This window comes from Roseovarius sp. (assembly GCF_048262375.1).
Lineage (GTDB): Bacteria > Pseudomonadota > Alphaproteobacteria > Rhodobacterales > Rhodobacteraceae > Roseovarius.
In genome coordinates this window covers 164,256-186,158 of the sequence record NZ_JBLXFE010000003.1, presented here as the reverse complement: position 1 = coordinate 186,158, position 21,903 = coordinate 164,256, and the positions used below count along the sequence as shown (strand labels likewise).

Below are 21,903 nucleotides of genomic sequence, written 5' to 3'. Positions count from 1 at the left end.
GGCCGGGATCACCTTAGCTCTTCATCGAATCCCAGAAACTGCGGACCGATGAGAAAAAGCTTTTGCTCTCGGGGTTGTTATCCTCGCTCAGCGCTTCGAATTCGCGCAAAAGTTCGGTTTGCCGCGCGGTGAGGTTGACGGGGGTTTCCACCGCCATTTCGATGAACATGTCGCCATGCGCACCGCCACGCAGCGCTGGCATGCCCTTGGCGCGCAGGCGCATCTGCCGGCCCGATTGAGAGCCGGGCGGGATTTTGACCCGGCTGCGACCGCCGTCGATCGTCGGCACCTCGATATCACCGCCAAGTGCGGCCTTGGTCATCGAGACAGGCACGCGGCAAAACAGATTGGTGTCATCGCGCTCAAATAGGTCGTGCTTGGCCACCTCGATAAAGATGTAAAGATCACCTGCGGGGCCGCCGCGCATGCCAGCCTCACCCTCACCACCTAGGCGAATACGGGTGCCGGTTTCGACCCCGGCCGGAATGTTCACGGCAAGCGCGCGGTCCTTTTGAACCCGGCCCTGACCCTGACAGCTTTTGCAGGGGTTCTTGATGATCTGACCCAGACCGCCGCAGGTCGGACAGGTCCGCTCTACGGTGAAAAAGCCCTGTTGCGCGCGCACTTTGCCCATGCCCGAGCAAGTCGGGCAGGTGGTGGGCTGTGCGCCACCTTCGGCGCCGGATCCGTCGCAGGCGTCACAGGGCACGGCAGAGGGCACCTTGATGGTCTTTTGCAACCCGGAATAGGCCTCTTCCAGCGTCACGCGCAGGTTATAGCGCAGGTCGGCACCGCGTGCCGCGCGTTGCCTCCCGCCGCCGCCACGGCCGCCGCCCATGAAATCGCCAAAGAGGTCGTCGAACACATCCGAGAAGGCAGAGGCGAAATCGCCCTGCCCTGCGCCGCCGCCATAGCCACCGGGGCGTCCGCCGCCGCCCATGCCCCCTTCAAAGGCGGCATGGCCAAAGCGGTCATAGGCCGCCTTTTTCTCAGGGTCCTTGAGCACATCATACGCTTCTCCGGCCTCTTTGAACTGGCGTTCAGAATCGGGGTTGTCGGAGTTGCGGTCGGGGTGAAGTTCCTTGGCCTTCTTGCGATAGGCCTTCTTGATGTCATCGGCTGAGGCGCCCTTGGACAGCCCGAGCACTTCGTAATAGTCACGTTTGGCCATCGGGGATCTCCTTGGTGTGATCCGGCAAGGGCCGGTCGGCAAATCTGCCGAACCGGCCCCGCAGGTTCAAAACGGGCCTCAGGCGCGCTTGTTGTCGTCGAGATCCTCAAAGTCGGCGTCAAGGATATCATCCTCGTTACCGCCATGATCCGCCGCGCGCGGCTCGTCTTCGGGGTCGCTCTGGCTGGCCTTGTAGATCGCCTCGCCCAGCTTCATCGACGCCTCTGACACGTTCTGGATGCCGGACTTGATCTTGCCGACATTGTCGGTCTCAAGCTCGTCTTTCAGCGCGGCGATGGCCAGCTCGATTGCCTCGACGGTGGTCGGATCGACCTTGTCGCCATGTTCCTCGATCGACTTTTCGGTCGAGTTGATCAGGCTCTCGGCCTGATTGCGGGCCTCGACCAGTTCGCGACGGGCCTTGTCGGATTCGGCATTCTCTTCGGCGTCCTTGATCATCTTTTCGATGTCATCATCCGAGAGGCCACCCGAGGCCTGAATGGTGATCTTCTGCTCTTTGTTGGTGCCCTTGTCCTTGGCCGAGACAGACACGATGCCGTTGGCGTCGATGTCGAAGGTCACTTCGATCTGGGGCATGCCGCGCGGGGCGGGCGGAATGTGTTCCAGATTGAACTGGCCCAGCATCTTGTTGTCTGCCGCCATTTCGCGCTCACCCTGGAACACGCGGATTGTTACCGCGCTCTGATTGTCCTCGGCGGTCGAGAAGATCTGGCTCTTGTTGGTTGGGATTGTGGTATTACGGTCGATCAGGCGGGTAAACACACCCCCCAGCGTTTCAATCCCGAGCGACAGCGGGGTCACGTCGAGCAGCACCACATCCTTGACATCGCCCTGAAGCACGCCGGCCTGAATGGCGGCCCCCATGGCAACAACCTCGTCCGGGTTCACACCCTTGTGCGGCTCTTTGCCAAAGAACTTGGTCACTTCTTCGACGACGCGGGGCATGCGGGTCATACCGCCCACCAGAACCACTTCGTCAATGTCGGCAGCGGTCAGGCCCGCATCCTTGAGCGCGGCCTTGCACGGCTTGAGCGAGGCAGTGATGAGATCGCCCACAAGGCTTTCGAGTTTGGCACGGGTCAGTTTGACGACCATGTGCAGCGGCTGACCGTTGGAGCCCATCGAAATGAACGGCTGGTTGATCTCGGTTTGGCTGCTGGAGCTGAGTTCGATCTTGGCCTTCTCAGCCGCTTCCTTGAGGCGCTGCAGCGCCATCTTGTCCTTGGTCAGGTCGACGCCGTGCTCTTTCTTGAACTCGTCGGCAAGGTAATTGACGATGCGCATGTCAAAGTCTTCACCGCCGAGGAACGTGTCGCCGTTGGTCGATTTCACTTCGAACAGGCCATCGTCAATCTCGAGGATGGTCACGTCGAATGTCCCGCCACCAAGGTCATAGACCGCGATGGTGTGGGTTTCTTGTTTGTCCAGACCATAGGCAAGGGCCGCAGCGGTCGGTTCGTTGATGATGCGCAGCACTTCGAGGCCGGCAATCTTGCCCGCGTCCTTGGTGGCCTGACGTTGAGCGTCGTTGAAATAGGCGGGCACAGTGATGACGGCCTGCGTCACCTCTTCGCCAAGATAGCTCTCGGCGGTTTCTTTCATCTTGCCCAGAATAAAGGCGGAAATCTGCGAGGGCGAATATTTTTCGTCGCGTGCCTTGACCCAAGCATCGCCATTGCCGCCGTCGATGACGGAGAACGGCATGTTCTTTTTGTCCTTGGCCAGATCGGTATCATCTGCGCGACGCCCGATCAGGCGCTTGACGCCAAAGATGGTGTTTTCCGGGTTGGTCACGGCCTGCCGCTTGGCGGGCTGACCGACGAGACGCTCTGTCTCGGTGAATGCGACGATCGAGGGGGTGGTGCGCGCGCCCTCAGAGTTTTCAATCACGCGAGCCTGAGAGCCATCCATGATTGCGACGCAGCTGTTGGTGGTGCCGAGGTCAATACCAATAACTTTGGCCATGTTTTCCGATCCCTTCTACTTAGGCGATGTTGCAGAGGCCCGACCCGTTCCGGCATCTGGCCCCCGGTGAGTAACAGGCACGCTAGTGGCATAACCTGTGTTTCCGGGCGTATATAGGCAGGGGAATGTGCCCCTGCAAGCACTGGCGGACCGGCTATTTCTCGAATTTGGTCCAAATTCGACTTGATCTGCGCAAAAGGAGGCGCGCGATGACAGAGCCCACGCTGATCTTGCGGGAATTCGCGATCTACAAAGGCTGGCTTGGCCCACAGATGCAGGCGGATCTGGTTGCGGATTTGCGTGATCTCGTGGCGCAGGCACCGCTTTTTGCGCCGGTCACCGGCTCTGGCAAGGAGATGAGCGTGCGCATGACTTCGGCGGGGCGTTATGGCTGGGTCAGTGACCGGCGCGGCTATCGGTACGAGCGCCACCACCCCAAAGGCATGGCATGGCCCCCGATCCCCGCGCCGGTTCTGGCGATCTGGCAGAGGCTGGTCAGCGCAGAGCGCCTGCCAGATTGCTGTCTGATCAATTTCTATTCGCCAGACGCGCGGATGGGGATGCATCAGGACCGCGACGAAGCAGATTTCGATTGGCCGGTGCTGTCAATCTCATTGGGTGATGATGCGTTGTTTCGGATTGGCAATCTTACGCGCGGCGGCAAGACCGAGTCGCTCTGGCTCAATTCGGGGGACGTGGTGGTGATGGGCGGTGCCGCGCGGCTCGCCTACCACGGGGTGGACCGGATCAGGGCAGGCAGTTCCAGTCTGTTGCGCGAGGGCGGGCGGATCAACCTGACCTGCCGGGTGGTAGAGTGACCCCAAGGGGGACCGCAGCGCAAAGCCGTAAATGATCCGCAAGTAAACAGGCCTTAAATAAAAAGGCCTTGTCCGCAGCGTAGCGGACAAGACCCGACTTGAGATTCGAGGGCGTGTCAGGCGTCGATGGACAGCCGCTCGATTTCTTCCTTGATCTTGAGTTTTTGTTTCTTGAGCTCAGCGATTTGCAACGTGCTGCTGCCCGGCGCGCGCTGCGCCTGTTCCACTTGTTCCGAGAGCGCGTGATGTTTTTTCTTCAGTTCTTCAATATGCGAACTCAAGCTCATGGGCAGTCTCCTCTGTGGTGTTGGTGTGTCTATCCGACATGGGAAGTGCAGCACATTTTTACAATACTGTCACGCTGCAGCTGCAAACAGAGCGGCGCTTTGCCTGCGGCATTTTAGAATAATCAGCAGGGAAAGGGCAGCGGGGCTGCATTCCTGAGCACATCAGAGGTTTCTGACGTGTAATCTTCGCCATCCTGTCCATGGTCTTGTCCGGCATGGAGCAGCCAGCCGTCGCAGAGCCGGAGCGCGGCGCGCCCGCCCTTGCGGCCCCGGATGAGAATCAGTCGCGCGGCACGGCCCCGGCGCGGAATCAACGGCAAGATCTCGATGCTGCCCAGATATGCCCCCATGGCAGACAGCAGATCCGGCAATCGCTCGGCCCTTTGAATCATGGTGACGCTACCCCCGGACAGCGTGCGGCGGGCGGCGGCGCTGACCCAATCCGCCAGCGGCAGCGCCTCGCCCATCGCCTGTTCTCGCCCCGGATCCTGGGCTGCGGTGCTGCGGTCACGGTCGAAGTAAGGCGGGTTGGCGATCACATGATCGAACTGGCGCGCGCGCAGTGCCGGTGGCATTGCCGCAATGTCGCCCACGGTCACCTCAAGCGGCACACCATTGGCCACAGCATTTCTTTGCGCCAGCGCGGCGTAGGCGGGTTGAATCTCTAGCCCTGCCAGCGCGAGTCCCGGCACACGCGCCGCTACACAGAGCCCGGCAATCCCCGACCCGCACCCCAGATCAAGCAGGCTCTGGCCTGCTCGTATCGGTACGCTTGCCGCCAATAAAACCGGATCGACCCCGGCCCGGTATCCCGCCCGCGGTTGCGCAATCCGCAAGCGCCCGCCCAAAAAAGCGTTGTCGCTCAGGTCCTCTTCGGCAAAGGGTTCAGTCCTCAAGCGAAAAACCATTGTCGATAAGGGCAATCCGCGCCTCTTCGTAATCTTCATTCGCCACCATCAGGCGACGGGGAAAAATCCCGATAGAGCCTTCGAGGATGCTCATGTTTACGTCCATTTCAAAGCAGTCTATACCCTCGCCCTGAAGAAGCGCCTGAGCAAAGGCGATGGACGCGATGTCATTGGTTCGCAAAAGCTGTTTCATGGGCCATAGATAAGAGCAGCGTGCGCGATATGTCGAGCCGTGTTGACGAGGGAAATATGGGATTGGACGAAATCGCTACCAAGCCGCATGAACAACTGGCCGCGCATCTGGCGACCAGAATGGAGGCGGTTAATGTTCTCATACGCGAGCGGATGGCCTCGCGCCACGCGCCGCGCATCCCGCAAGTGACTGCGCATCTGGTCGAGGCGGGCGGCAAGCGGCTGCGCCCGATGCTGGTTCTGGCGGCGGCGGATCTGTGTGGCTATACCGGCCCTTTTGATGTGCATCTGGCTGCAACGGTGGAATTCATCCATACTGCCACCCTGCTGCATGATGATGTGGTGGACGAGAGCGCGCAGCGGCGCGGACGGCCCACCGCCAATCTGCTCTGGGATAATAAATCCAGCGTTTTGGTGGGCGATTACCTCTTTGCCCGCGCATTTCAGTTGATGGTCGAACCGGGATCGCTTCGGGTGCTCGACATCCTGTCCAACGCCTCGGCCACCATCGCCGAGGGTGAGGTGCTGCAACTCAGTGCGGCGCAGGACCTGGCGACGACCGAAGAAATTTATCTGCAAGTGGTGCGCGGCAAGACGGCGGCGCTCTTTTCTGCCGCGACCGAGGTGGGAGGCGTCATCGCAGGGGCACCCGAGGATCAGGTCAAGGCGCTGTTTGATTATGGCGACGCGCTTGGTATCGCGTTTCAGATCGTCGACGATCTGCTCGACTATCAGGGCGACGTCAAGGCCACCGGCAAGAACGTGGGCGACGATTTCCGCGAGCGGAAACTGACGCTGCCGGTGATCAAGGCCGTGGCGGCCGCGAATGACGAAGAGCGCGCCTTTTGGAAACGTACCATCGCCAAGGGCGATCAGCGTGACGGCGATCTGGAAATGGCGCTGCACCTGATGCAAACCCATGGCACGCTGGAACAGACCCGCATCGAGGCGCTTGATTGGGCAGCACGAGCGCGGGCGGCAATTGCCCGATTGCCGGATCATCCGGTGCGCACCATGTTGGACAATCTTGCAGGTTATGTGGTGGCGCGGATCAACTGAGCCGCACAGCGCACACCCACCAACCCGGGTGCGCCGCGCGCAGCGCCTGCGCGGCCTCGGCCGCGTCGGCGGCCTCTGGATAGAGACCGAAACACGTCGCTCCTGATCCTGACATCCGCGCCAGCGCACAGCCGCGCGTCGCGTCAATCGTGTGCAGGACATCGCCAATCACCGGCGCTTCGGCCAATGCCGGGGCTTGCAGGTCGTTGCGCTGCGCCCCCAGCCACCTAATCAGCTCAGAGGCGTCTGACCATGCGGGCAGGGTCTCGGGCATGGCGGGATTGTCGCGCCGGGTGAGCCTGCGAAAAATCGCGGGCGTGGACACCGGCACGCCGGGGTTGACCAATACCGCATCAAGCGGCGGCAGCCCTGCTACTGGTGTGACCCTCTCTCCGATCCCCTGCATCCGCGCGGCCCGTGCCAGCAGGCAGACGGGCACATCGGCCCCCAACGACAACACATTTTCGGGCACCGGCAGACCACTGATTATGGACAGGGCGCGCAGACAGGCCGCCGCATCGCTTGATCCGCCGCCAATCCCCGCCGCTGCGGGGAGATGCTTGTCCAGAGTGATGTCGGCAGTAACTCCGATCAGCGCCGCCGCGCGCAGCACCAGATTGTCGGGGCCAACCGGCACGCCCATGGCCATCGGCCCGGTCACGCATAGCCGGGCCCTGGCCGCAGGGCGCAGGCTCAGGTGATCCCCCATGTCGGCAAAGACCACAAGCGAATCGAGCAGATGATACCCATCTGCCCGTTGCCCCGTGACATGCAGTGTCAGGTTGATCTTGGCGGGGGCGAACCCGTCAGTTGTCATCTTTGACAAGCTTGAGCGGCGCTGATCCCTCGTCCTCCAGCACCTTGTCCAGCCCAACATCCAGTTTGCGGCGCACGCGCTCGGGGTTCAGATCGGTCGAGGGCTGGCTTTCGTTCAGGGACAGCGCACGTTTCCACTGAAACTTTGCTTCAACCCGCCGCCCCACGGCCCAGAGCACATCGCCCAGATGGTCATTGACCACAGGATCGGTCGCCATCAATTCGGCGGCACGTTCCATATGCACGATGGCTTCGTCATAGCGCCCCAAGCGGTAGAGCACCCAGCCAAGACTATCGACGATATAGCCGCTGTCGGGTTGGGCCGCGACCGCGCGCTCGATCATGCTCAGCGCTTCATCCAGATTGATATGCTTCTCGACCATGGTGTAGCCAAGATAGTTCAGGACCTGCGGATGATCGGGATTCAGTTCCAGCGCCCGGCGAAAATCGGCCTCGGCCTCGGGCCAGTTGTCCAGCCGCTCGTGGCTGATGGCGCGGGCATAGTGCACAAACCACTGATCGTTGCCCCGCGCCTGATAGAGGTCAAGCGCCCGGTCATAGGCGGGCACAGCGGCGGCGAAATCCTCTTGCGCGCGATACAGATCGCCAACTGCGGCATGCACCTCTGGCAGGTCCGGATAGGCAGTTGCCAATTGCTCCAGCACCTCGATCGCCGCGTCCGGCTTGTCGGCGCGGCGCAACACATCGCTGCGACCCAGTTCTGCCAGATGATAGGACGGGTGATCGCGCGGCACTTTCTTAAAGGCCTCGATGGCCAGATCATAGCGTTCGAGCCCCTCCAGCAGCTGTGCCGCCAGCAAGATTGCATCGACATGCGTCGGTTTGATCATTTCGGCGGTACGGGCATAGATCAGGATATATTCGTTATCGGCCTCTTGCATGAGCGCGCGACCAAGGGAAAAGAAGACCTCTGCAATCCCGTCCGAAGGGCTGTTGACCAAATCGAATGGCAGGCTCTCGCCCGCGTCCAGCCGGGCGCGCAGGGTCTTGATCTCGGTATCAAGATCGGCCCCGAACGTATCGTCTATGATGCTGATGGCGCGGGCCTGCTCGCCCAATTGGCTCAGCACTTGGATCCAGCCGATCACACCGCGTCGCGTGCGTTGAACAGGGCCATCCCCCTCGCCGCTGAACACTTTGTCCGCGCCCTCGAAATCCCCGACCGAGGCCAGGGCCAGCGCCTTGTGATAAATGGCAAAACTGCGCAGCCCGCGTTCCTGTGCGACCGCATCAAAGCGTGCCAGTGCGGAGGTCATGTCGCCCTTGCCAAGATCGGCCCAAGCCGAGATCATCCCGTCCGCCAGATCACCAACCCCGCGATCATCCGCGATCCGTGCCAACAGGGCATCCCACTGCCCGTCGCGGGTCTCTTGCGCGACCAGCGCCATCTGGCTCACCTGACTGCGCAGCCCATCCGCCTCGATCTTGCGGGCAACGGCGACAGCAGGATCCAGTCGGCCAAGCGCCAGATAAGCGACGGCGGCATTCTCAAGCAGTGCCGGGTTCGAGGGATCGCGCGTCAGCGCCTGCGCATAATACTGCGCCGCGGCCGTGAAATCGCCGGTGGCGCGCGCCTGTCGCGCCGCAAGATAGGCACCCGATGGCACATCGGCCATCACGGGCAGGGGAATGACCTGCAAAAGGGCGTAGAATACTAGCGCCGAGAGGGTTCGATTGGTCACGCTGTCCTGCCTCTTATCGTCTGATTTGACGCGAAGGTAATATGCCCGTCCCCCCAAGGCAATGCGGCGCGGCGTATTTGCCACGCCGCGCCGCAAGGATCACGCAGTCCTTACCTGTCGGGTCTTACATATTGGGATAGTTTGGCCCGTCGCCGCCCTGCGGGGTGACCCAGTTGATATTCTGGCTCGGGTCCTTGATGTCGCAGGTCTTGCAATGCACGCAGTTCTGAAAGTTGATCACGAAACGCGGGTCCTTGCCCTCTTCGCGCACCACCTCATAGACGCCCGCCGGGCAATAGCGCTGCGCCGGCTCGTCGTATTTCGGCAGGTTCACGCCAATCGGCACCGATGCATCCTTCAACTGTAGATGCGCAGGCTGGCTTTCCTCGTGATTGGTCATTGAGAAGCTGACATTGGTCAGCCGGTCAAAGCTGAGCTTGCCATCGGGTTTCGGATAGTCGATCGGCTTGTGATTGGCCGCCGGTTCGGTCGCAGCGGCGTCGGTCTTGCCATGCCCCAACGTGCCCAAAAGCGAAAACCCAAAGGTGTTGGTCCACATGTCGAACCCGCCCAGACCAAGCGAGGTGAGCAGGCCGTATTTCGACCAGAGCGGCTTGACGTTGCGCACCTTCTTGAGATCCTTGCCAATCGCGCCGGTTCTCACTTCGACCTCGTAATCGCTCAGCTCATCACTGGCACGGCCTGCGGCCAGCGCGGCATGCGCCGCCTCTGCCGCTGCCTTGCCCGACAGCATCGCGTTGTGATTGCCCTTGATGCGCGGCACGTTGACCATACCCACCGAACACCCCAAGAGCGCGACACCGGGTGCCACCATTTTCGGCATAGACTGAAATCCGCCCTCGGAAATCGCGCGCGCGCCGTAGGCCACACGCTTGCCACCCTTGAGCAGGTCCGCGACCATTGGGTGATGCTTGAAGCGCTGGAATTCCATATACGGGAACAGATGCGGGTTCTTGTAGTTCAGGTGAACCACGAAACCGACATAAACCTGATTGTTCTCGAGGTGATAGATAAAGGACCCACCGCCCGCGTTCTTGCCCAGAGGCCAGCCCATGGTGTGGGTGACCGTGCCCTCGCGGTGTTTTTCGGGATCGATTTCCCAGATTTCCTTCATGCCAAGGCCGAATTTCTGCGGTTCCTTGCCTTGGGACAGGTCGTATTTGGCGATCACTTCCTTGGCGAGCGACCCGCGTACACCCTCGGAGAGGAAAACATATTTGCCGTGCAATTCCATGCCCGGCTCATAGTTCGGGCCTTCGGTGCCATCGGGGTTCTTGCCAAACTCACCGGCCACCACGCCCTTGACGCCGCCATTCTCGTCATAGACCAGTTCGGAGCATGACATGCCCGGAAAGATTTCAACGCCAAGCTCTTCGGCCTGTTCTGCCATCCAGCGACAGACGTTGCCCATCGACACGATGTAATTTCCGTGGTTGTTCATCAGCGGCGGCATCGGGAAATTCGGCACGCGAATCTTGCCCGCCTCGCCCAGCATGTAAAAGTTGTCCTCGGTCACGGGCGTATTGAGCGGTGCGCCTTTTTCCTTCCAGTCAGGGATCAGCGCGGTCAGGCCACACGGATCAAGCACCGCACCCGATAGAATATGCGCGCCAACCTCAGAGCCCTTTTCCAGCACCACAACGGCGCACTCGGGATCAAGCTGCTTGAGGCGGATGGCCGCCGACAGGCCGGCCGGTCCGGCCCCCACGATCACAACGTCATATTCCATCGTCTCGCGTGTTGTCTCGGTCATCGTCTTCATCCTTTTCCCGGGCGCAGCAAACATGGCCTGTCGCGTAACAAAGTTGCGAGTGTGACTAGCCTGCCCGCGCGTCAAGCGTCAATTGAAACACGACGTAAAACCGTTTGGAAAACGGCAATTTGTCACGCAGTGCCGCCCGAATCCTTTTACCCTCGCGATCCGCTCTTGCAATCGGCCTGACGCTTCGGGCAAGCTGCGTCGAAATTAACGCGTGATATGACGGGGCCAGCTCACCAGCGGCCCCGCTTCTGACAATGGACGAATGATATGGAAAAGATCCCGATGACGGCTGGCGGTCATGCTGCGCTTGAGGTCGAGCTGAAACAGCTCAAGTCGGTTGAGCGACCCGCGATTATCCGGGCCATTGCCGAGGCCCGCGAACATGGCGACCTGAGCGAGAATGCCGAATACCATTCCGCCAAGGAAAAGCAGTCCTTCATCGAAGGCCGTGTCAAGGAACTCGAAGGCATCCTGAGCCTTGCCGAAGTCATTGACCCTGCCAAGCTGTCCGGCCCGATCAAATTTGGCGCGACCGTAACGCTGGTGGACGAGGACACGGACGAAGAGCGTACTTATCAGATCGTAGGTGAGCATGAGGCCAGCATCGAAAAGGGTCTCTTGAACATCAAATCGCCGATTGCGCGTGCGCTCATCGGCAAAGAAGAGGGCGATAGTGTCGAAGTACGCACGCCCGGTGGTGATCGCGCCTATGAAGTGTTAAAGGTCATCTATATTTGATCAGGCGGCCCCACATGCGCCCACCACGAAACGAGACCGGCCCCGCCAAGGGGTTTGACACGAATTCTGAAACCGAAGGCGTTACTTCGATCGAACTGATCGCCGTGGCGCTCTCGGTGCTGTGGCTGCTGGGTGCGGCGGTGTTCTTTCTCGTTCTGGCCCCGAAAACCGAGAGCGCCGGTGGCGCGCTGCATTTCGTGATCGTGCTGATCGCGGTTTTCATGCCGGTGGCGATGATCTGGGTCGGGGCCACAGCCGCCCGCACCAGCCGGGTGATGCGCGACGAGAGCCGCCGGTTGCGCGCGGCCATCGACGCCATTCGCAACGCGTATGTCACCCAAAGCCAGACCTTGGGCCAGACTGTTGACAAGACGGTCAGTCAGAAACTCGACGAGATCGCCGCCGCTCAGCGCAAGACCGAAACCGCGCTGGCCACCTTTTCCTCGATCCGCGTGGGCCAACCGGAACCGCGCCCGGTGCTGGCTCCGGCACCGTCGCCCGCCGATCCCGGCGATCAGGTGTCGCTGCCGCTTGGCACCTCCGCCGAGGATATGCAGGCCCCGCTCGAAAGCGCCGATTTCATCCGGGCGCTGAATTTCCCGGACAACCCCGAGGACAAGGCAGGCTTTGCCGCGCTGCGTCGCGCGCTCAAGGACCGATCCACCGCACAACTGATCCGCGCCTCGCAGGATATCCTGACCCTGATGTCGCATGACGGCATCTATATGGACGACCTGCGCCCCGATATGGCCCGCCCCGAGGTCTGGCGCCGCTTTGCCGGTGGCGAGCGTGGCCGCACCATCGCCGCCTTGGGGGGGATTCGGGACCGCTCATCTCTGGCGCTGACTGCGGCGCGGATGAAACAGGACACGATCTTTCGTGATGCGGCGCATCATTTTCTGCGTCGGTTTGACAAAATGTTCACCCAATTCGCGCAAGCCGCCACGGATGCGGAGATCTCCGAACTGTCCGAGACCCGCACCGCCCGCGCCTTCATGCTTTTGGGGCGGGTGGCTGGCACCTTCGACTAACCCCCCCCGACCCGGGTTTCATCTGGCCTCAAATACCTCGGGGGGGTCCGGGGGGCAGCGCCCCCCGATTTCCTCGAAATCTGCGCTGTCCGGGCCGGTTCCGCGCGCTCTGACTGGCCTGTTGCTCCCGCTCAAAAACCACGGCATGATGCGCGCCTGAGGAGATATGACCCATGCGCAAGTTTCTCGTCGTGCTGGATGACAGCCGCGAATGTCTCAACGCCATGCGCTTTGCCGCGATGCGTGCCGCCCATACCGGGGCCGGGGTGGAAATCCTCGCCGTGATTTCACCCGAGGAATTCAACCACTGGATCGGGGTGGGTGATCTGATGCGTGAAGAACAGCGCGAGCGGATCGAGGCGCATTTCGAGGTTTTTGCCAAATGGATGCGCGACAAGCAGGGAATTGACCCGGAACTGGTGATCCGCGAGGGTGATCCGGCGGTCGAGATCATCGCACAGGTGCAGGATGATCCCGCCATCGGGGTGCTCGTGTTGGGGGCTGCTACCGGCAAGAAGGGCCCCGGCCCTCTGGTCACGCAATTGACCAAGACAGCGGGCACCCTGCCGATCCCGATCACCATCGTGCCCGGCGATCTCACCAAGGAACGTCTGGAAAAGATTACCTGATCAGCAGTCGCCGGCTTGATGCGGCATGTGAGCTGGAATGTTCATCAGGTTCCCATACCCAGAACAGATGCGGCCTTGATCGTCGTGGACCGGGTGCAAGTTTCTGCAGTTGCCACAGGCCCGGTTCGGCTTTGGCGTTTTGATCCTGAACCACTGCGTCCTGTAACAACTTCAGAAAGCCCTTGGCTCCCCCAGGCTCTAACGCCAGCTTGCGCAGAGCCACGCCCCAGCGTCGCAGCATGTCGGCGCGGGCAAGGGCTCTGGCAATGATGTATCTGCCAGCCTGCGCTAGCCTGCGGGCGTGTTCCCCTCGCCTATGTCCCAGAACAGGCCCGCCATCAGGCAAAGCGCATCGCGGCAGACCGGTTTGAGCACATGCTCGTCGGGCGCATGTTGCGAACAGCCGCGATAGGAATGCGGAACCCAGACGGTGGGCAAGCCCAGAATGTCGGTGAAGCAATCGTTGGGCAGCGATCCGGCCAGATTGGGCAGGATATGCGGTGCCCGTCCCGAGGTTTGTTCGAGCGAGTGAGCAACGAATTTGACCCAAGGGTGACCGGGATCAAGCCGCGTGGCCCGGAACAAGCCGCGTTCATGCGGTTCAATGCGCACCGTGTCAAAGCCGTGCGCGTCAAGGTGACGGCGCAGTGCGGGCAAAATGTCTTCGGGCGTTGTGCCGACCACATAGCGCAATTGACAGGTGGCGCGGGCATGGGCGGAAATGGCATTGACCGGCGCCTCGGGGACGCCGCTTTTCATGGCGAGGATGGCAAAGCTGTTCCAGCCATAGGCGCGTTCGGCCGGGGTCAGGGTCTCTTCGCCCCAATCGAGGTTGATGGCAGGGCCATCCCCACCTTCGATCGGCAGACCATGCAGGGCGGCACGCACGTCATCGGTCAAGCTATCGGGGCGCCATTCGGGAATCCTGATCTGGCCACGAGCGTCGGTGATGGAGGATAGCGCCTGTGCCAGGATCATCGCTGGATCGGCGAGCAGACCGCCCCAGTTGCCCGAGTGATGCGCCCCCTCGCGAAGATCGACGACAAGGTCAAAAGTGACCCCGCCGCGCGAGCCCATGAACATGGTCGGCGTTTCCGGCTGAAGACGTGGTCCGTCAGAGGCAATGAGGACATCGGCGGTCAGTTTGTCTTTGTGCGCGGCGAAAAATTCCGCAAGCCCCGGAGAGCCGGTTTCCTCGCCGGTTTCGATAACGATGCGGCAGTTGAAGCCAAGCGCGCCTCGGGTTTGCAGCACGGCATCGAGGGCGGCAATGTTGATCAGGTGCTGGCCCTTGTTGTCGGCGGTGCCCCGTCCGTAGAGCCGGTCGCCTTCTTCGACAATCCTGAACGGGTGCAGGCCTTCGCGCCATTGATCGGTCTGAGCGCGGATCACGTCGCCATGACCATAACTCAGGATCGTCGGAAGGTCGTCGCCCTCATGCCGCTCTGCGATCAGGAAGGGACCGGCATTGGCGATGGGATTGGGATAGGTTTCGCAGGTAAAGCCCATGGCCGAGAGACGGGGTGTCATGGCCTCCGCCAGATAGCGGTCAAGTTCGGAGGCCTGATTGGGATTTTGACTTTCGGTCTCGTAGCTGACCAGATCGGCAAGCTCTGTCTGGAAACGTTTATCGTCGAAATAGGCGGAAATAGTGTCTATTGCAGTGTGTCGTGTCATTGGTTCGTCTGGCCTGTCTGTTCGCTGATGGCATCGCCCCAAGGCGACATGATTTCAGTGCAGCCGGAGTTGATCTTGCCTCTGCGCATCACGCCGGCGGGGCAGGCGAAGGCATAAGGGAAGGGGCTGCGCCGTGTGGTGTGGACCGGGTGATCGGCGCGCAGGCGTTCAATCACTTCGGGTGATAGGGTGTCATCGGCCACGATGGTTTCACCACCCGAAACATCAATCCGCGGATGATGGAACGTGTCGGCGATATCCATGCCAAAATCGGCAACGAAAGAGGCCATCTGGGCCATGGCAGAGACTATTTTTCGCCCACCCGAGGCACCAAAGCCAAAGCGGGTCTCGCCGGTTTCGCCAAGAATCGGGCAGACATTCATCAGGCAGGCCTTGTCGGGCCCAAGAGAGTTGGGACGCCCCTGAACCGGGTCGAACCACATGATGCCGTTGTTCATCAGGAATCCCGTCGAAGGCGAGACCACGCGAGAGCCGAAGATCGACAGAAGGGTTTGGGTTTGCGAGACCATATTGCCCGAACGGTCGACCACCGAGAAATGCGTGGTGCATCCGGGGGCCTTTTCGGTCTCGCCGGTGTCCCCCATCGCCCCCAGCCGCGCGGCATAGGCAGATTTTAGGCCGTCGGCATAGGCGGCAAAGGCCTCGGGGCCGGGTGTGTCACCCAAGGGCCGGGTTTCCATCCGGGCGAGGGCCTGTTGGAAGGTCGGCCCGGCGGTCAGGCCCGGGGTGACATGAAAGCGGGTATTGCGATAGTCAAAGCTGAGCGGATCGAGCATGCGGGCGCGATAGGCCTTCAGATCGTCGACCGAGAGGCAGCCACCCTTGGTTTGAATGTCACCGGCCATAGCCGCGCCGAGATCGCCATCATAAAAAGTTCGGGCACCGTAGCGTGCGATCTGGTCAAGGCTGTCGGCCATGCGGCTCTGATCCAGCCTTTTTTCAGCCAAGGCGGTCCAGCCGCTGATGGTGGGCCATTGACCGTCCTCAAGAAATAGCGCGGCGGCGTCGCGGTCTTGGGCAAGCGCGCGGGTGCTTGAGGCGATGACGAGGGCGGCGTACCAGTCGACCAGTAACCCCTGTTTGGCGAAGGCGACAGCGGGGGCCAGAAGATCGGCCCAGGGCAGGCGACCAAAGCGGTCGTGCATTTGTCCCATGCCATCGACAAGGCCGGGTACGGCGACGGCCGTGGCACCTTGGACGTTGCGATCCTCGACCACCTCTTCCCAAGGGAAGAGATCACCGGCGATGCCCTTGCCGGTCAGCGGATAATTGGCGGGATCAAGCGAGGCAGGCGAGCGCATGCCGTAATTGAGCGCCTGCGCGGTGCCGCTATCGGCCCGCCAGAGCATGAGGGCGCCACCGCCTGCGGGGCCGCTCATCCAGGGCTCGAGCACGCCGATGGCAAAGGACACCGCGACAGCGGCATCGACCGCATCGCCCCCGGCCGCCAGAACATCGGCCCCGGCCTGAGCGGCGAGGCGATGCTGGGCCGCGACGACGCCGAATTCGGTTTCAATGACGGTCTTGCGGGTGACCATCGTGCGAGACAGATTGTCTGACATCCTCAACCCTCCTTGGCTATATACATCGGTCCGTTCGGGTCATGCTGGTGACATTCGACATGGCCCAAGGGGGTGGGAAGCGCACGTGGAGCCTGTTTCTTGCAGAACTCGGTGGCCATGGGGCAACGCGGGTGAAAATGACAGCCCGAGGGCGGATCAATCGGGTTGGGATAGGCCATGCCAAGCTGGGTATCGGGCACGCCAAGGCCCGGTTCCGGCGTTAGGACGGACTTCAGGAGCGCTTGCGTATAGGGGTGGCGAGCGTGATCAAACAATCCGCCGACCTCGGCCTCTTCGACGATGCGGCCCAAGTACATCACCGCGACGCGGGTCGCGAGATGTTCGACCACCGCCAGATCGTGGCTGATGAAGAGGTAGGTCAGGCCGAACTCGCGGCGCAGATCGCCCAAGAGGTTGAGAATCTGGCTTTGAACAGAGACATCGAGCGCCGAGGTGGGTTCGTCGCAAATCACGATTTCGGGCTTCATGATCAGGGCGCGGGCGATGGCGACACGCTGGCGCTGACCGCCCGACATCTGGCTTGGGAACGTATTCATCACGCGCGCCGGAAGGCCAACGATATCGAGGATCTTGCGGACTTCTTTTTCCCAGCTGGCGTGGTCACCGATGCGATGTACCCGAAGCGGCAGCGACACGATGTCAAAGATGCTTTTGCGCGGGTTCAGTGACGAATAGGGGTCCTGAAAGATCGGCTGAATCCGGCGCGCCAAGGTCATGCGATCCTGAGCGCCGATTTCCTGACCATCGACCAGAACCTGACCCGCTGTTGGGCTTTCAAGCCCGAGCAGGATCTTGGCGAGGGTGGATTTGCCGCAACCGGATTCACCGACCAGGCCAAGCACCTCGCCACGCGGTAACGACAGTGACACATCGTTGACCGCCGTCAATGGGCGCGGCGTACCAAAGAGGCCCTGTTTCACGCGGTAGGTTTTGGTCACGCCGCGCAGTTCCAGAACGGGCGCGGCGGTGTCGGCTTGGGTCGCCTTGGCCTTGGCGGGGGCGGTGGTCATGCGGTGGCCTCCTCTGCGTGGCGCTTGCCGTCGGGGTGAACACAGCGAAAGGCATGGCCGTCGGTGGTATGGCGCGGGATATCGCCGCGACAGGCGGGCGTGGCATGTGGACAACGGGTGCGAAAGGCACAGCCCGCCACTTCGCCGATCAGCGAGGGCACGATGCCGGGAATGGTGCCAAGGGTGCTGCCACGTTCGGTCTTGCCGGGCAGGGGGATGCAGCGCAACAGCCCGCGGGTGTAGGGATGTGAAGGGGTGTTGAACACCTCTTTGGCTGATCCGGTTTCTACCAACTCGCCAGCATACATCACCGCGACCTTGTCGGCGACACGGGCCACAACGCCGAGATCATGGGTGATCAGGATCATCGCCATGTTCATCTCGCGGCCAAGATCATAGAGCAGGCGCAGGATCTGGGCCTGAATGGTGACGTCAAGCGCGGTCGTGGGTTCATCGGCGATGATCAGTTCCGGCTCGCACATCAGCGCCATGGCGATCATCACCCGCTGGCGCAGACCGCCCGAAAGCTGGTGCGGATATTGCGAGAGGCGGCTTGCGGCGGCGGTGATGCCGACCTTTTCCAAAAGCTCGATGGCGCGGGCGCGCGCAGCCTCTTTTCCAACGGGTTTGTGCAGTAACAGAGCCTCGGTCAGCTGATCGCCGATGGTATAGGCAGGATTGAGAGAGGTCATCGGTTCCTGAAAGATCATCGACATGCGCCCGCCGCGCAGGGATCGCATGGTGCGGGCATTGGCGCGGGTGAGGTCGATGCCGTCAAAGCTCATCTCGTCGGCGGATCGTTTGATGGATTTGCCCAAAAGGCCCATCAGCGCCAGCGAGGTCAGCGATTTGCCCGAACCGCTTTCGCCGACGATACACAGGGTTTCCCCGCGCTTGAGGTCGAAATCAATACCGCGCACGGCGTGGAGTGTGCCACCACCAACGGGGATATCAAGGGTCAGGTTGCGGACGCTTAGAAGGGGCGTATCCATGGCTCAGCTCCGGTTTTCGGGGGCGGTGACATCGCGAAGCCCGTCGCCCATCAGGTTGATAGCCAGCACCAGCACAAAGAGGACTGCGCCGGGAATAAGCACCATCCACGGCTCAAACAGCATCATGTTCTTGCCTTCCGAGACCATCAGGCCCCAGCTGGGTGTTGGGGGCTGAACCCCAAGGCCAAGGAAGGAAAGCGCTGCCTCAAGCAGGATGGCATGGGCCATTTCAAGGGTGACCACAACGATCAGGTTATTGGCGATATTGGGCATGATTTCCGACAGGATTACCCGAGGGGTCGAGGCACCAATCGCGCGGGCGGCAGCGACATATTCGCGGCCACGCACCTGAAGCGTCGAGGCGCGCATGACCACGGCAAAGCGATCCCAGAGCAGGAAGCCAAGCACCATGATCACCACCTGAAGCGAGCCGCCGAGGATGGCCACCACTGCGAGTGCAACAAGCACCACTGGCATGGCGAGGCGCACGTTGATCAGGAAGGTCACCACCATATCGACACGCCCGCCGAAATAGCCCGCTGCGACACCCATTGCTGTACCGATCACGCCGGAAATCAGGGCGGCGATCAGGCCGATCATCAAGGAAACGCGCGCGCCATAGATCAGTCGAGAGAGGTAGTCACGGCCCAAATGGTCCGTGCCAAGGGGATGTTCCCAAGAGCCGCCAAGAAAGACGGGCGGTTGCATCCGAGTCATCAGGCTCTGGGCGTAGGGATCATGCGGGGCTAGCAGCGGCGCAAAGATCGCGACCAGCAGCAGAAGGCCAACCACAATGGCGCCGATCAAAAGGCCCTGGTGGCCAAAGACGCGTTTGCGCAGCATCTGGCCCGGTGTGGGTCCTGTGATCTCTTGCAATAGGGGATCTGGGGTATCGCTCATGGTCATCTCAGCTGCTCCGCATGCGGGGGTCAAGCCAGGCGTTCAGCACATCGGCGAGAAAGGTGAAGACGATGTAGAACATCGAAAAGACAAGGATCAGGGCCTGAACCGTAGGCAGGTCATTGCGCGCGATGCTTTCCCAAGCGAGGTAACCGGCACCATGCAAGGCAAAGATCGATTCAACCACGATCGAGCCACCGAGCATGAAGCCCATCTGGACCGCTGCCAGCGACACCACCGGGATGATGGCGTTTCGCAGGGCGTGGCGGAAGAGAACGCGCATTTCGGGCGCGCCCTTGGCGCGAGCGGTGCGGATGTAGTCGGACGACAGCACGTCAAGCATGCCCGCCCGCGTCAGGCGCATAATGGCGGGCATGGCGTAATAGCCAAGAACGATTGTTGGCATGATGAAATGCACCGGCGTCGAGGCACCCGAAGGCGGTAGCCAGCCGAGTTTGATCGCGAAGAGGACGATCAAGATCAGGCCGAACCAGAAGCTTGGCATCGCTTGCCCCGCGACCGACAGGAACAGTGCCACCCGATCGATGATCGAATTCGGGCGGATCGCGGCGGCGACGCCGAGGGGAACGGCGGTGAGCAAGGCGAAGGTGATGCCGCAGACCCCGAGGGTCATGGTCACGCTCAGGCGCTCGGCGATCAGCGAGGCGACCGGAAGGCGGAAATAATAGCTTTCGCCGAAATCGCCGCGCAGGGCGGAAAACAACCATTCGCCGTATTGCACCAGCATCGGGCGGTCAAAGCCATAGAGCGTACGCAGGGCCTCGATGTCTTCGCCGCTGGCGGTTTCACCGGCGAGGGCCACGGCGGGATCACCAGCCATGAACAGCAGGCTGAAACTTATGAAAGAGACGGTAAAGGCCACCAGAATGGCGAGGCCCAGACGTTTCAGGATGAAATTGAGCACGGCGGCAGCCCCTTTTGTTAGCGCGGGCAGGAAGGCGCGCGGGCGGCGGGATTTGGTGCCATGACGGCACCCAGATCAAGGCGTCTGAGGATGCGGGGGCAGGGAGGCCGCCCCCGCAATGACCTGGATCAGTTCCAGGTCATCGTGGTAAAGCGCAGCACCTCGTCGGCGGTGGGCGTGTACTCTACCTCTTTGGTGGAGACATAGTTGGTGTTGTACGAGAACATCGGCGCCCAATAGGCCTGATCGGTGATCCGGGCGATGGCCTTGCCGTAATGATCGATCCGGGTTGCATCGTCTGTCGCGCTATCGGCGATGGTAAGGTCGGCAAGCACCTGATCGTCGCGTGCGTCGTCAAGTGAGCCGTGCTTGAAGAACTGGCTGACCATGGCGGAGGCATCGTTGATCGAGAAGCTACCCCAGGTGAGGAAGGCCAGCGGCACATCGCCGGTCATGTTGAGTTCGCGCAGGGCCGAATATTGCAGGTATTTGAAATCGGCCTTGATGCCCACGGCGTTGAGATAGCTCAGGATCGCCTCGGCATATTCGCGGTCGCGATAGGCATAGAACTCGGTGGTGAAGCCATCGGGATAACCTGCTTCGGCCAGCAGGGCTTTGGCCTTTTCCGGATTGTATTCGTACTCGGTGGCGGCATCCTGAACACAGCCGAACTGGCTTGGGAAGCAGGGGGTCCAGACCACTTTGGATTTACCCTTGAGCAGCGCACCCACCAGTTCTTCGCGGTTGATGGCGTGGTTGACGGCACGGCGCACGCGCAGATCAGTGAAGGGCGTGTCGCCCGAACGACCGGCGGCATCCATCGAGAGATACCCGACCCGCATGGTCGATTCGTTGGTCACGGTAAACTGGTCCATCTGGGCCAGCTTTTCGGCCTGATCGGCGGGCACCTGCCAGATCAGATCAAGCGAGCCGCTGAACAGTTCGGCCATCTGGGTGTTCACATCCGGGATGGTGCGGATATCGACATTGGCGATGCTGGCCTTGCCCTTGGGGCTATCGTGATAGCTGTCGTTCTTTTGCAGCACGAAATGCTGGCCGGGAACCACCGAAACCACTTTGTAGGGGCCGGTGCCGACGGGGTTGAGGCCCATGCCGCTCGGGCCGACTTCGGCGTAATATTCATTGGGGTACATCGAGACCGGACCGGACAGGAATTCGATCGCGGCGGGAAAGGCCTCTTTCAGGTGAATGCGGACGGTGTAATCGTCGATCTTCTCGGCGGATTTCATCCAGTTCACGTTGCGCTGTGTCTTGACGCCGTTTTCTTCCTTGGAGATGAAATTGACGGTATAGACCACGTCATCGGCGTTGAATGCCTCGCCGTTGTGAAAGGTCACACCCTCGCGCAGTTTGAATTCAAGCGTCAGGTCGTCGATCCATTCCCAAGAGGTGGCCAGATTGCCGGAGTATTCGTTGGTGATCGGATCGCGGTAAGTCAGGCCATCCCAAATCGCGCGTTGAAGCACCACGCCTTCGCGTGAAGAATTGAAATAGCTGTCAACGTTCTCAAGCTCTTTGGTAAAGCCCACGCGCAGCGTGTCATTCGCCTTTTCCGCCCATGCCGCACCGCTTGCCGCGATGAGTGCTACACTGGCGATGGAGGTTTTGAACCAAGATTTCTTCATAGGTTTCTCCCTTGTTGGTCTTGCGTTG

20 protein-coding genes are annotated in these 21,903 nt (G+C 61.2%); 5 read left to right on the top strand and 15 right to left on the bottom strand.

Annotation, left to right across the window (positions count from 1 at the left end; translation table 11 throughout):
* Positions 1 to 13: 13 nt before the first annotated feature.
* Complete coding sequence (gene dnaJ / locus ACN0SW_RS05115) at positions 14 to 1,171, bottom strand: molecular chaperone DnaJ (RefSeq protein ID WP_417726832.1); 1,158 nt, start codon at positions 1,169 to 1,171, stop codon at positions 14 to 16.
* 78 nt (positions 1,172 to 1,249) lie between these two features.
* Positions 1,250 to 3,157, bottom strand: coding sequence for a molecular chaperone DnaK (gene dnaK, locus ACN0SW_RS05110; protein WP_417726831.1), 1,908 nt, complete (start codon positions 3,155 to 3,157; stop codon positions 1,250 to 1,252).
* A gap of 209 nt (positions 3,158 to 3,366) precedes the next feature.
* Between dnaK and ACN0SW_RS05105 the strand changes: the two genes are divergently transcribed.
* The gene (locus ACN0SW_RS05105) at positions 3,367 to 3,975 is read left to right on the top strand and encodes an alpha-ketoglutarate-dependent dioxygenase AlkB family protein (protein WP_417726830.1); all 609 of its coding nucleotides are present in this window, start codon (positions 3,367 to 3,369) and stop codon (positions 3,973 to 3,975) included.
* A gap of 116 nt (positions 3,976 to 4,091) precedes the next feature.
* Here ACN0SW_RS05105 and ACN0SW_RS05100 read toward each other — a convergent pair whose 3' ends face one another.
* The 3 genes from ACN0SW_RS05100 to ACN0SW_RS05090 form a co-directional block, all read right to left on the bottom strand.
* On the bottom strand, positions 4,092 to 4,262 hold the full coding sequence (locus ACN0SW_RS05100) for a YdcH family protein (protein WP_417726829.1): 171 nt from the start codon (positions 4,260 to 4,262) through the stop codon (positions 4,092 to 4,094).
* A gap of 122 nt (positions 4,263 to 4,384) precedes the next feature.
* A complete protein-coding gene (locus ACN0SW_RS05095) occupies positions 4,385 to 5,158 on the bottom strand; it encodes a tRNA1(Val) (adenine(37)-N6)-methyltransferase (RefSeq protein ID WP_417726828.1) in 774 nt (257 codons plus the stop codon).
* On the bottom strand, positions 5,148 to 5,363 hold the full coding sequence (locus ACN0SW_RS05090; protein ID WP_417726827.1) for a DUF2007 domain-containing protein: 216 nt from the start codon (positions 5,361 to 5,363) through the stop codon (positions 5,148 to 5,150). Before ACN0SW_RS05090 ends, ACN0SW_RS05095 begins: the two co-directional genes overlap by 11 nt.
* A 56-nt stretch (positions 5,364 to 5,419) precedes the next feature.
* Here ACN0SW_RS05090 and ACN0SW_RS05085 point away from each other — a divergent pair, with 56 nt between their 5' ends.
* Complete coding sequence (locus ACN0SW_RS05085) at positions 5,420 to 6,421, top strand: polyprenyl synthetase family protein (protein WP_417726826.1); 1,002 nt, start codon at positions 5,420 to 5,422, stop codon at positions 6,419 to 6,421.
* On the opposite strand, the gene ACN0SW_RS05080 is transcribed toward ACN0SW_RS05085, so the two are convergent.
* The 3 genes from ACN0SW_RS05080 to ACN0SW_RS05070 form a co-directional block, all read right to left on the bottom strand.
* Positions 6,414 to 7,238, bottom strand: coding sequence for a 4-(cytidine 5'-diphospho)-2-C-methyl-D-erythritol kinase (locus ACN0SW_RS05080; protein WP_417726825.1), 825 nt, complete (start codon positions 7,236 to 7,238; stop codon positions 6,414 to 6,416). The two genes, ACN0SW_RS05085 and ACN0SW_RS05080, sit on opposite strands and share 8 nt — an antisense overlap.
* Complete coding sequence (locus ACN0SW_RS05075; RefSeq protein ID WP_417726824.1) at positions 7,228 to 8,940, bottom strand: tetratricopeptide repeat protein; 1,713 nt, start codon at positions 8,938 to 8,940, stop codon at positions 7,228 to 7,230. The genes ACN0SW_RS05080 and ACN0SW_RS05075 overlap by 11 nt, the downstream gene beginning before the upstream one ends.
* 124 nt (positions 8,941 to 9,064) lie before the next feature.
* Positions 9,065 to 10,714, bottom strand: a complete 1,650-nt coding sequence (locus ACN0SW_RS05070) for an electron transfer flavoprotein-ubiquinone oxidoreductase (RefSeq protein WP_417726823.1) — start codon at positions 10,712 to 10,714, stop codon at positions 9,065 to 9,067.
* 276 nt (positions 10,715 to 10,990) lie between these two features.
* Here ACN0SW_RS05070 and greA point away from each other — a divergent pair, with 276 nt between their 5' ends.
* The 3 genes from greA (at position 10,991) to ACN0SW_RS05055 (ending at position 13,121) form a co-directional block, all read left to right on the top strand.
* On the top strand, positions 10,991 to 11,461 hold the full coding sequence (gene greA, locus ACN0SW_RS05065) for a transcription elongation factor GreA (RefSeq protein ID WP_417726822.1): 471 nt from the start codon (positions 10,991 to 10,993) through the stop codon (positions 11,459 to 11,461).
* Positions 11,462 to 11,475: 14 nt separating this feature from the next.
* Complete coding sequence (locus tag ACN0SW_RS05060; protein WP_417726821.1) at positions 11,476 to 12,492, top strand: hypothetical protein; 1,017 nt, start codon at positions 11,476 to 11,478, stop codon at positions 12,490 to 12,492.
* 173 nt (positions 12,493 to 12,665) lie between these two features.
* Positions 12,666 to 13,121, top strand: a complete 456-nt coding sequence (locus ACN0SW_RS05055) for a universal stress protein (protein ID WP_417726820.1) — start codon at positions 12,666 to 12,668, stop codon at positions 13,119 to 13,121.
* Between the two features lie 288 nt (positions 13,122 to 13,409).
* Here ACN0SW_RS05055 and ACN0SW_RS05050 read toward each other — a convergent pair whose 3' ends face one another.
* From ACN0SW_RS05050 to ACN0SW_RS05020, 7 genes are all read right to left on the bottom strand, one after another.
* Positions 13,410 to 14,798, bottom strand: coding sequence for a M20 family metallopeptidase (locus tag ACN0SW_RS05050; RefSeq protein WP_417726819.1), 1,389 nt, complete (start codon positions 14,796 to 14,798; stop codon positions 13,410 to 13,412).
* Complete coding sequence (locus ACN0SW_RS05045) at positions 14,795 to 16,381, bottom strand: gamma-glutamyltransferase (RefSeq protein ID WP_417726818.1); 1,587 nt, start codon at positions 16,379 to 16,381, stop codon at positions 14,795 to 14,797. Before ACN0SW_RS05045 ends, ACN0SW_RS05050 begins: the two co-directional genes overlap by 4 nt.
* A gap of 2 nt (positions 16,382 to 16,383) precedes the next feature.
* Positions 16,384 to 17,412 (bottom strand): ABC transporter ATP-binding protein, encoded by a 1,029-nt coding sequence (locus ACN0SW_RS05040; RefSeq protein ID WP_417726817.1) that lies wholly within the window; start codon positions 17,410 to 17,412, stop codon positions 16,384 to 16,386.
* Positions 17,409 to 18,404 carry an ABC transporter ATP-binding protein gene (locus ACN0SW_RS05035; RefSeq protein ID WP_417726816.1) on the bottom strand — a complete coding sequence of 332 codons (996 nt, stop codon included), beginning with the start codon at positions 18,402 to 18,404 and terminating at the stop codon, positions 17,409 to 17,411. The genes ACN0SW_RS05040 and ACN0SW_RS05035 overlap by 4 nt, the downstream gene beginning before the upstream one ends.
* Positions 18,405 to 18,407: 3 nt before the next feature.
* Positions 18,408 to 19,304, bottom strand: a complete 897-nt coding sequence (locus ACN0SW_RS05030; protein WP_417726815.1) for an ABC transporter permease — start codon at positions 19,302 to 19,304, stop codon at positions 18,408 to 18,410.
* A 7-nt stretch (positions 19,305 to 19,311) separates the two neighbouring features.
* Positions 19,312 to 20,229: an ABC transporter permease gene (locus ACN0SW_RS05025; RefSeq protein ID WP_417726814.1), complete on the bottom strand. Its 918-nt coding sequence runs from the start codon at positions 20,227 to 20,229 to the stop codon at positions 19,312 to 19,314.
* Between the two features lie 128 nt (positions 20,230 to 20,357).
* Positions 20,358 to 21,875: an ABC transporter substrate-binding protein gene (locus ACN0SW_RS05020; protein WP_417726813.1), complete on the bottom strand. Its 1,518-nt coding sequence runs from the start codon at positions 21,873 to 21,875 to the stop codon at positions 20,358 to 20,360.
* Positions 21,876 to 21,903 lie beyond the last annotated feature (28 nt).

What these genes read in the sequence shown, in the direction of transcription:
- ACN0SW_RS05035 (WP_417726816.1), bottom strand. Translation starts at nt 18,404, where the DNA reads ATGGATACGCCCCTTCTAAGCGTCCGCAACCTGACCCTTGATATCCCC.
- ACN0SW_RS05100 (WP_417726829.1), bottom strand. Translation starts at nt 4,262, where the DNA reads ATGAGCTTGAGTTCGCATATTGAAGAACTGAAGAAAAAACATCACGCG.
- ACN0SW_RS05105 (WP_417726830.1), top strand. Translation starts at nt 3,367, where the DNA reads ATGACAGAGCCCACGCTGATCTTGCGGGAATTCGCGATCTACAAAGGC.
- ACN0SW_RS05045 (WP_417726818.1), bottom strand. Translation starts at nt 16,381, where the DNA reads ATGTCAGACAATCTGTCTCGCACGATGGTCACCCGCAAGACCGTCATT.
- ACN0SW_RS05020 (WP_417726813.1), bottom strand. Translation starts at nt 21,875, where the DNA reads ATGAAGAAATCTTGGTTCAAAACCTCCATCGCCAGTGTAGCACTCATC.
- ACN0SW_RS05085 (WP_417726826.1), top strand. Translation starts at nt 5,420, where the DNA reads ATGGGATTGGACGAAATCGCTACCAAGCCGCATGAACAACTGGCCGCG.
- ACN0SW_RS05040 (WP_417726817.1), bottom strand. Translation starts at nt 17,412, where the DNA reads ATGACCACCGCCCCCGCCAAGGCCAAGGCGACCCAAGCCGACACCGCC.
- ACN0SW_RS05030 (WP_417726815.1), bottom strand. Translation starts at nt 19,304, where the DNA reads ATGAGCGATACCCCAGATCCCCTATTGCAAGAGATCACAGGACCCACA.
- ACN0SW_RS05055 (WP_417726820.1), top strand. Translation starts at nt 12,666, where the DNA reads ATGCGCAAGTTTCTCGTCGTGCTGGATGACAGCCGCGAATGTCTCAAC.
- ACN0SW_RS05070 (WP_417726823.1), bottom strand. Translation starts at nt 10,714, where the DNA reads ATGACCGAGACAACACGCGAGACGATGGAATATGACGTTGTGATCGTG.
- ACN0SW_RS05050 (WP_417726819.1), bottom strand. Translation starts at nt 14,798, where the DNA reads ATGACACGACACACTGCAATAGACACTATTTCCGCCTATTTCGACGAT.
- dnaJ (WP_417726832.1), bottom strand. Translation starts at nt 1,171, where the DNA reads ATGGCCAAACGTGACTATTACGAAGTGCTCGGGCTGTCCAAGGGCGCC.
- dnaK (WP_417726831.1), bottom strand. Translation starts at nt 3,157, where the DNA reads ATGGCCAAAGTTATTGGTATTGACCTCGGCACCACCAACAGCTGCGTC.
- ACN0SW_RS05080 (WP_417726825.1), bottom strand. Translation starts at nt 7,238, where the DNA reads ATGACAACTGACGGGTTCGCCCCCGCCAAGATCAACCTGACACTGCAT.
- greA (WP_417726822.1), top strand. Translation starts at nt 10,991, where the DNA reads ATGGAAAAGATCCCGATGACGGCTGGCGGTCATGCTGCGCTTGAGGTC.
- ACN0SW_RS05060 (WP_417726821.1), top strand. Translation starts at nt 11,476, where the DNA reads ATGCGCCCACCACGAAACGAGACCGGCCCCGCCAAGGGGTTTGACACG.
- ACN0SW_RS05090 (WP_417726827.1), bottom strand. Translation starts at nt 5,363, where the DNA reads ATGAAACAGCTTTTGCGAACCAATGACATCGCGTCCATCGCCTTTGCT.